General features: G+C 48.6%; 7 protein-coding genes and 1 pseudogene. 1 reads left to right on the top strand and 7 read right to left on the bottom strand.

Translation table 11 applies throughout. The features are described 5' to 3' along the window. The 5 genes and pseudogenes from IQ217_RS01410 to IQ217_RS01390 all read right to left on the bottom strand — a co-directional run. Nucleotides 1-454: pseudogene (locus IQ217_RS01410) on the bottom strand (transposase); the annotation flags it as partial. 196 nt (nucleotides 455-650) lie between these two features. Further along, nucleotides 651-1,040, bottom strand: a complete 390-nt coding sequence (locus IQ217_RS01405; RefSeq protein WP_338116584.1) for a hypothetical protein — start codon at nucleotides 1,038-1,040, stop codon at nucleotides 651-653. Nucleotides 1,041-1,247: 207 nt separating this feature from the next. After that, nucleotides 1,248-1,961 carry a DNA/RNA nuclease SfsA gene (sfsA, locus tag IQ217_RS01400; protein ID WP_194018639.1) on the bottom strand — a complete coding sequence of 238 codons (714 nt, stop codon included), beginning with the start codon at nucleotides 1,959-1,961 and terminating at the stop codon, nucleotides 1,248-1,250. A gap of 53 nt (nucleotides 1,962-2,014) precedes the next feature. Then, nucleotides 2,015-2,602 carry a DUF1997 domain-containing protein gene (locus IQ217_RS01395; RefSeq protein ID WP_194018638.1) on the bottom strand — a complete coding sequence of 196 codons (588 nt, stop codon included), beginning with the start codon at nucleotides 2,600-2,602 and terminating at the stop codon, nucleotides 2,015-2,017. Between the two features lie 158 nt (nucleotides 2,603-2,760). Continuing rightward, nucleotides 2,761-3,717, bottom strand: coding sequence for an RNA polymerase sigma factor, RpoD/SigA family (locus tag IQ217_RS01390; protein ID WP_190599359.1), 957 nt, complete (start codon nucleotides 3,715-3,717; stop codon nucleotides 2,761-2,763). A gap of 107 nt (nucleotides 3,718-3,824) precedes the next feature. Between IQ217_RS01390 and IQ217_RS01385 the strand changes: the two genes are divergently transcribed. Then, nucleotides 3,825-4,097: a hypothetical protein gene (locus IQ217_RS01385; RefSeq protein WP_190599358.1), complete on the top strand. Its 273-nt coding sequence runs from the start codon at nucleotides 3,825-3,827 to the stop codon at nucleotides 4,095-4,097. Between the two features lie 7 nt (nucleotides 4,098-4,104). Here IQ217_RS01385 and IQ217_RS01380 read toward each other — a convergent pair whose 3' ends face one another. Together IQ217_RS01380 and murD are read right to left on the bottom strand one after the other, a co-directional pair. Continuing rightward, nucleotides 4,105-4,734, bottom strand: a complete 630-nt coding sequence (locus tag IQ217_RS01380) for a 7-carboxy-7-deazaguanine synthase QueE (protein ID WP_194018637.1) — start codon at nucleotides 4,732-4,734, stop codon at nucleotides 4,105-4,107. Nucleotides 4,735-4,872: 138 nt separating this feature from the next. Further along, nucleotides 4,873-6,234 carry a UDP-N-acetylmuramoyl-L-alanine--D-glutamate ligase gene (gene murD, locus IQ217_RS01375; RefSeq protein ID WP_194018636.1) on the bottom strand — a complete coding sequence of 454 codons (1,362 nt, stop codon included), beginning with the start codon at nucleotides 6,232-6,234 and terminating at the stop codon, nucleotides 4,873-4,875. Between the last annotated feature and the right edge of the window lie 180 nt (nucleotides 6,235-6,414).

Here is a 6,414-nt window from a genome sequence, read left to right as displayed (position 1 = left end):
GGGATGCCCTTTGTAAAACCCCTTGATAGTCTTTGAACGTCACACTGGCACTGGGATGAGCTAAAACCCGCCAGGCCACTGGTAAGGTACGACCTCGATGAACCACCGCAACTCGCACTAAACAATACCTCTCCCAGAAGATGGAGGTATCTAGGCTTAGGTATAGGCATTCTTCCTGCCAAGAGGCTAAAGCGGCACTAATCAGGGGTTGATAGAGTTTGTGGACGTTAATGCGGGGATTATCCAACCAGCGTCGCACCCGTCTTTGTTTACTTTGGGCGTAGAGTCCTCGACTAGGGAGATGCGGCACCCAGCGGGTCAGGTTGATTTCGCCAGCTTGTATCAAGGCCACAATCATCAAGATGCAGGTCGTTAGGTGACCTTGATGAGCCCAGGGGCTGACTTGACTCAGCCAAGTCTTCAGGCCATGGTAGAGGGGGGAGTGATTATGCATCGCGTTCCAGGTTTTGAGTGGTATCTAATCCTAGAACGTGACCTCCCCTCTTTTCTACAATCCCCACCTAGACTGCTTTTCACTTCTTTTGTCAGTCAATCAGCTAAAGCTCTGTCAATGCCAAGTTTTTTCCCTTGTTTATCACCAAACTTAAGGAAACGGGAGGAGAATTTTAAAATTAATATTGCTCCCCAAATCACCAATAATTGGGCTGAAAATTAGCATCATTTAAAATCACCAATGTCTCTCCCGACGGGGCTAGCACAAACAGGCCCTTGCCATAGACATAGTTAACCACCCCTTGGCTTAACACCATGGCGGCCACTGCGCCCAAAGCTTTGACATCGCGGTAGCGGGGCATAAACTGTTTGAATTTACTCAACCGTTCTATGTGTTCGTCCGCATCTTTTTCCGTTAACTTACTCTTTACTTCAATTAAAATGGCTTGGGTTTCATTGACTACTAACAGATCAATTTTTAATCCCCCATCTTCCCGTTGCACTGATACGCTAGGATGAAACTCATGGACGTCAATGCCTCGGTCTTGAAACAGACACACCACAGCGGGTCTAACTTGCCATTCCACAAATTCCCCCAACCGGTCACTAAGTTTACCAACATCCCTGCTAATTCGTTTGATGTAACGCTCTGTTTCTTGGAAGCGGCAATCAGTTTCTTGGAAACGGCGGCAAGCTCAGCTAATATTTGCCAAACATTATCCACGGTGGTGGCCATGGTGGTGGGAGGGACTAAAGCTAGGAATATAGTCTATTTTAACTCTCTGAACAAATTGTCAAACTATTAACTCTGCCATCCCAAGGAATTTAACTCCTTCTGGACTAACCATAAATCGACAGGGCATCACCTCTACCCCAGCGGCGATCGCCTGACGAAATAGTTCTCCATAACGGCGATCGTAGGCATCCCCAGGGGAGAAATGAGTACAATCACCCCGATTGATGAAGTAAAGCATCACCGCCCGGGACGTGGGGAGAATATCTATCAACTCCTGGAGATGTTTTTGACCCCTGGTGGTTTCCGTATCAGGAAATAAAGCCAATTTTCCCTGGGCCAAGGTGGTATTTTTTACTTCTACATAAATAGATTTTTGTTCTGGCTTAGTAAGCAAAAAGTCAATGCGACTTTTTTTATCTTTACCATAGGGAACTTCGGGCTTAAACGCATCGTAGCTACTCGTTAAATTAGGAAAAATTTTCTCAGCTAAAGCCTGCTTGATTACCCGATTAGGCAAGCTAGTATTTACCCCGACCCAGGTACCATCAATCTCAATCATTTCCCAGGTATAGGCTAATTTACGCTGGGGATTATCACTTTTAGAGAGATAAACTTGCGCTCCAATTTGGCACACCCCTGTCATGGGGCCAGTGTTAGGGCAATGGGCTGTAACTATCTCACCATTATCTAACTGCACATCGGCTAAAAAACGCTTGTAACGTTTTACCAAAATGCCAGGAATTAGGGGCGGATAGGAATAAAAAAAGTCCATTAATTTTGTTTCACTAGGCCCAGCTAGGGGGTCGTCTTTAAATGGTTTGCCAATTAAATTGGTTCCAAAGCTTCGGTGGCAGAAGAAGCCGGGGTTACTAGGTGATCATTTTGCTGTGCCAACCACTGTTGATAGTCTGCCAACAGTTGGCCTTGGAGTCGTTGCTTGATGCGAGCCAAAACTCCCCGCAACAGACCATTGGCGGCCATTTCTAGCAAAGGTTTTGGGGTCAACCAAAGAGCCTGGGGTAAATCTACCCCCACCTGTAAATCCGCTTTGCCCTGGAGCAGAGTATGGCCATCCTGGCAATAGGGAGCTAAACGACCCTTTAATTGCAAACTAAAGCGATGGTTGATGTAGTCAATGCCCCGGATTTCACAGCTTTCCGATTCTAAAAATACAGTGCCGGTGGCGTTGGCCCAGACTTTCAGTACCACCGTGGGCTGAAAGTGATAAATGTCTAAAAAGTTGAGCGGTCGCATTTTCAATCTAAACCGATCGCCTGGTAGCACTTCCATCAATTTCGGGTCGGCGATCGCCTGGACCAAGCGTTGGGGTTGGCGCAGATAGTGTTGCAAACTGGGCAAAGGGTCAGATTGCCGAAGCTGCAACTGCTCAGTGGCGGAAAAGGTGACTCGCATAGTTTATTGTTATTACTTTTATTCCAAGGGTGAGGTTTGGTGGCAAGGATAATTGTTAAAATTCTTTACATTTCTTAAAACGCTGGTAGGGATTATAAGGTTTTTAGGGCATCAACCTCAGCGAAAACAGAGTTAATGTAATGAAAGTTAGCTTTTCTTTAGCTAGCTAAATATTCTTGGATCATGGACTTGCGTTTGCGCAATTTATTCAAGGCTTCTCGTTCAATCTGCCGCACCCGTTCCCGACTAATGCTCAGCATGGAGCCAATGCTTGCTAGGGTGAGGGGCTGGCCATCGTTGAGACCAAAGCGGAGGATTAAAACTTCCCGTTGTTGGGGCGTTAATTCCGCCATCAGACTATCAAGATCTAACTGCAGGGAGGCATAGGTGGCAAAATCCTCCGGTAAAGGACCGTCATCCTCCAACAGATCCCCCAACTCCGTATCCTGGTTGTCCCCCACCCGTAGATCCAAGGAGAGGGGATGGCGGGAGCGCTCCAAATATTCCCGCACTTGCTTGGGAGTTAATTCCAAATGTTCTGCTAATTCAGCAATGGAAGCGGCTCGGCCTTTTTCCTGGGAAAGTTGCCGTTGGGCTTTTTTGATTTTGTTTAACTTTTCCGTAATGTGGATCGGTAAACGGATAGTGCGGCTCTTTTCGGCGATCGCCCTGGTGATGGCCTGGCGGATCCACCAATAGGCATAGGTGGAAAATCGGTAGCCCTTGGTGGGGTCAAACTTCTCTACCCCCCGTTGCATACCAATGGTGCCCTCTTGGATGAGGTCGAGCAAATCTAGATTGCGCTTGAGGTATTTTTTGGCGACGGACACCACCAGTCGGAGATTGGCCTCCACCATTTTGCGCTTGGCCCGTTCCCCTTCTTTGATCGTTTTCTCTAATTCTCGAATGGACAAATCGGCAGCCTTGGCCCACTCGCTGGGGGAAACGGGCTCGCCATCCTTGCCTTCGGCCAAAGACTTCTTGATTTCGTTGAGGCTAACAACCTGTTGAATTTGCTTAGCGTAAACAATCTCTTCTTCATGGGTGAGCAGGGGCACACGACCAATTTCTCTGAGATAGGCACGGACGGAATCGGGGCTGGTTCTGGCAGTCATCTTGGATTAAGGATTTCAGTGGGAGAATCGCAGTGGTAGACCAATAAACCCAGGGAACGCCACGTTAGTAATATTCGAGACGGACTGGGCGAGGTAAATGACGGATAATGCCTGTCCGATGGGGGCGTTTGGGCCAACTGGAAACTGAAGATTTATGGGGGAATGACTGGGATCAATCCACTAATAATATTAAACAATTCTTTAAGTTTTGTAAAGTTTTTTGTGAAGCATCTACTCCTACAAAGGCGATCGCCAAGGTCTGGGAGGTAAGAAAAACAGGAAAATTTACCCCAGAAAGCTTGATTTACCTAGGGTTAGAACTTTTTAAGCTTAATTATGAGAAAACTTTACAATTCCTGAAAATAGCACCGCAAAACTGACCGCAGACTAGCGCACACCCAAATATTTATGGGTTTGGAGACTCAAGCGCCATTGGGGGTGGGAGAGAATATAGGCAAAAATTCTTTCATTAGCCGCTTCAGTGCCCCATTCGGCCTGGAGATAGAGGGGAATATCTGCCTTGACCTTGGTTGCAGCCATTGCCGCCCAGCTAAAATCTTCTTCCTGGCTAATAATCACTTTTAATTCGTTGGCCAGGGAGTAAATTTCTGCTTGGGGCAGTTTATAGGGTTTGGGGGAGAGGGTAATCCAGTCAAATTGCCCCGTCAGTGGGTAAGCGCCAGAAGTTTCCAAGTGGAGACGTAAACCTTGGTTTTTCAGGGCTTGGCATAGGGGTTGGAGGTTGTGCATGAGAGGTTCTCCCCCCGTAATTACTACAAAGCTGGGTTTAGCTGTAACTGCTTCTTGCACCAGTTCTGTTACCGTTTGTCGGGGATGGTGTTGGCTAGGCCAAGTTTCCTTTTGATCACACCAGGGGCAATGAACATCACAACCCCCGAGGCGAATAAAGAAGGCATTGGCCCCAGCCCAAGCCCCCTCCCCCTGGAGGGAATGGAAAGTTTCCGCAATGGGATAGGTCACAGTTAACGGTTCGGAGATAGGGCCCATAGTTGACATTGCTTAAACACCAGCGTTTCACCAAATTTCCCCAAGGCCCCATGGTGGAGGATTTTCTTTACCTCAATCCAGCGTTTGCCCCAGTTTGGGTGAAGAGATTGAGGAAAAAGATTGGGTCCGCCGACAATTAGCCGACAGTTACGAAACCAAACCTAAACAACAGGCACGGAAATCTTCTCCCCGTTCTTCAAAGCTATTATATTGGTCAAAACTGGCACAGGCTGGCGAGAGCAACACCGCACTGGCATTGTTTTTACTGGCCAACTCCAGGCCCCGCTGAACGGCATTAGCCATGGTTTCCACTATTTCGTAATTTCCATAGCCCACTGCCTTCAGTCGAGCCGCAAAGCTGGGGGCCGCATCGCCAATCAGTAAAACCGCCACTGCTTTTTTTTGAATTTGGGCTAACCAGGCCTGGTCGTCCCCTTCTTTGGCTTCTCCCCCGGCGATCAAAATGGTGGGGCCTTTCATGGAAGATAGTCCCACTTCCGCCGCATCATAGTTAGTGGCCTTACTGTCATTGATAAATTGCACTCCATTGACGGTGCAAATGGGTTCTAGGCGGTGGGCCACTCCGGTGAAAGTTAGCAAGGTTTCTGTGATCGCTTTTTTATCTATGCCAGCTAAACGGGCGGCGGCGATCGCCATTAGCAAATTTTGTTGGTTATGTTGCCCAGGCATTTTGAATAAATTAATCGGGGCAATCAATTCCCCAAAGGCATTGACCCAATTGTCCTGCAGGTAAACCCCCTGTTTGGGCTCACAAAGACCGGCCAGATGATTAGCTCCCTGGGTACTAATCCAATGGGCTTGGGGGTATAAACCGGGGCCATGGCCATAGAGGTGGGGATCGTCGCCGTTGAGTACCTGAATGGTGGAGCGGGAAAGCAAACTGGCTTTGATGTTGAAATAATTGTCTAAGGTTTTGTGGCGGTTGAGGTGATCGGGGGTAAAGGTGGTCCAAAGGCCAATTTGGGGCGCTAGGGTGGGGGAAGATTCAATTTGGTAACTGCTAATTTCGGCCACAATCCAATCGTAGTTCTGGTTTTGTAGCACCAATTCGCAGGCCGCATGGCCAATGTTGCCGCAGGCGGGGGCCTTCAAACCTGCTTTTTGGAAAATGGCATGGACCAAGGATGTGGTCGTGGTTTTACCATTGGTGCCAGTGATTCCCAGCCAGGGTACAGCGTGGAGATATTGCCAAGCTAGTTCCAATTCCCCTATCACTTCCACCCCTTTTGCCCGGGCGGCCACCAACAGGGGAATGTCCCAGGGCACCCCAGGGCTAACCACCATGCGTTCGGGCCAAGTCGTTGTCGTTGGCTCCAGGCGATCGCCTAGGTTAAGGCTGATGCCCTCCTGGATTAGGGGTTGTCCCATGGCCCGCAGTTGCTCATTATCCGCCTGGTCGAATACCGTTACCTCCCAGCCATCCCGATGCAAAACTCGAGCCGCGGCAATACCGGAACGTCCTAACCCAATTACACAAGCCTGGGGCATATGATTTGACTTTACTGTGGAAAACTAACGAATGGAGGTGGCGGGTCCAAAAGGAATCCCGCTGGCATCGATGTCGCACCATTGTAGCTTTGAGGGGGATCCCAGCCAACCAACCTCGACCATTCCATCGGGCAAGTTGAGCCATTTCAGGGTATTTTAGATTTTTTTCAACCTTGGTTG

It is taken from the genome of Synechocystis salina LEGE 00031 (genome assembly GCF_015207985.1).
GTDB lineage: Bacteria > Cyanobacteriota > Cyanobacteriia > Cyanobacteriales > Microcystaceae > Synechocystis > Synechocystis salina.
This window is presented reverse-complemented; position numbering and strand designations above follow the sequence as displayed.

Coding starts and splice junctions, on each gene's coding strand:
- IQ217_RS01395 (WP_194018638.1), bottom strand. CDS start 2,602: ATGCGAGTCACCTTTTCCGCCACTGAGCAGTTGCAGCTTCGGCAATCT.
- IQ217_RS01380 (WP_194018637.1), bottom strand. CDS start 4,734: ATGTCAACTATGGGCCCTATCTCCGAACCGTTAACTGTGACCTATCCC.
- IQ217_RS01385 (WP_190599358.1), top strand. CDS start 3,825: ATGCCTGTCCGATGGGGGCGTTTGGGCCAACTGGAAACTGAAGATTTA.
- sfsA (WP_194018639.1), bottom strand. CDS start 1,961: ATGGACTTTTTTTATTCCTATCCGCCCCTAATTCCTGGCATTTTGGTA.
- murD (WP_194018636.1), bottom strand. CDS start 6,234: ATGCCCCAGGCTTGTGTAATTGGGTTAGGACGTTCCGGTATTGCCGCG.
- IQ217_RS01390 (WP_190599359.1), bottom strand. CDS start 3,717: ATGACTGCCAGAACCAGCCCCGATTCCGTCCGTGCCTATCTCAGAGAA.